The following is a 1,519-nucleotide window of genomic DNA, read 5'->3' as shown; positions in this document are numbered from 1 at the left end:
CAGCATCGAGACATTGTCGCCCACGACAGCCGTTTCGCCGATCACGATCGAATGGGCATGGTCCATCATGATGCCGCGCCCGATCTTCGCGCCGGGATGGATATCCACGCCGAACAGCTCGGAGGTCCGCATCTGCACGAAATAAGCCATGTCGCGGCGACCGTTCGTGAACAGCCAATGCGCGATCCGGTAGCTTTGCAGCGCCTGAAACCCCTTGAAGAACAACAGCGGCTGGATCAGCCGGTGGCAGGCCGGGTCGCGCTCGTGCACGGCCACCAGATCGGCCCGCGCCGCCTGCCCCAAGGCGGGATCGGCAGCAAAGGCTTCCTCGGCGATCTCACGCAGAAGCTGCTCGCTCATCTCCGCCGAGGCCAGTTTCATCGAGAAACGATAGGCCAGCGCCCGTTCGAGCGTCGGGTGATGCAAGAGCCCGGCATGGATCAAGGCCCCCAGAAGCGGCTCGTCACGCACCGCAGCCCGCGCCTCGTCGCAAATCTGCGTCCAGACCGGATCGACGGTGGTAACCTTGGCCATCTGCTTGTTCATCGGATTACTCCCTCTTCGCGCGCAAGAACTTAACACATAGGCTTTCCGGCGAATAGAGGAAGGGGCGTTTTGTCATTTCGCTTAAGGGGCTGTCGCGTCAAACGCCACGCGGCTATCCCCGCACAGACACAGCCCAGCGCGCGCAGATAGCGCGGATCGCCCGGCCCGGCTTTCGCCCGCGGCAAACCCAGCGCCATGCTCAGGACCGAGCCGTTCTCCCAGTGCGGATGCGCGCGGCGGAAGCGCTTGCAATAGAGGTCCGCCGCGTGAACCCGGTCGAGGAGTCGCTGAAGCTGGTCCGGACGCTGCTCATCGGGCCAAAGCATCACCACCCGCGCCAGCGTCGTCAGATCGCCGTCCAGCACCGCGCGCATCTCACCCCGTCCAGGTCAGCCGCGCCGGCAGTCCCGGCCCGAAGACATCCGAGATCTGCACCACCTCGAAGCTCGGCGCGCCGATCATCCCGTCGTCGGCACGCTCTGCCGCGCCATAGGTCCAATCCGGCGCGCTCACGATCACCTCGCGCCGGATCTCCTGCCCCTCGAGCACCCGCACCCGGTAGCGCTCCGACACCTCGCCCAAAGGCACATCGAGCGCCTCCCAGTCGTCGCCCCCGATCCGCGTCCGCCGCACCCAACTCAGCCGCAGATCACCGCCCAGCGCCTGCGCGCGCAAATGACAGGGCGACAAGGGCCGCAGCCCGATGCCCGCAAAGGCTTGAACCGTATGAATATAGGACGGGTCATCATAGCCGCGACCGGCAGGCCCCACCCGGTAGTGACGCGCCTGATTACGCGCCGACGGCGGCACCTCGATCTGGCGCGGCGTCCCGTCGAGCAGCACGACGACCGAACCTTCCGGCCACGCACCGGGCATCAGCGCATCGCTCCCAGCCTGCCCGCGCAATCGCAAAGAGACGTCCCAGACGCCCGGCTCCACCGGCTCGGCGGCCCGGAACTGGAACACCTCCCAG

3 protein-coding genes are annotated in these 1,519 nt (G+C 66.5%); all 3 read right to left on the bottom strand.

From position 1 onward, the window contains the following. Positions 1-546, bottom strand: a 546-nt coding sequence (locus B3D39_RS14215) for a serine O-acetyltransferase (RefSeq protein WP_286789822.1), incomplete at its 3' end; no start/stop codon positions are given. A gap of 29 nt (positions 547-575) precedes the next feature. Beyond that, complete coding sequence (locus B3D39_RS14210) at positions 576-920, bottom strand: hypothetical protein (RefSeq protein WP_274963023.1); 345 nt, start codon at positions 918-920, stop codon at positions 576-578. Between the two features lies 1 nt (position 921). Further along, on the bottom strand, positions 922-1,519 hold a 598-nt coding region (locus tag B3D39_RS14205), incomplete at its 5' end, for a phage tail baseplate protein (protein ID WP_422664303.1).

The sequence above is a fragment of the Thioclava sp. UBA3469 genome, from assembly GCF_002378135.1.
Lineage (GTDB): Bacteria > Pseudomonadota > Alphaproteobacteria > Rhodobacterales > Rhodobacteraceae > Thioclava > Thioclava sediminum.
Note: the sequence above shows the minus strand (reverse complement) of the source record. Positions and strands in the feature narration are given on the sequence as shown.

Coding starts and splice junctions, on each gene's coding strand:
- B3D39_RS14210 (WP_274963023.1), bottom strand. CDS start 920: ATGCGCGCGGTGCTGGACGGCGATCTGACGACGCTGGCGCGGGTGGTG.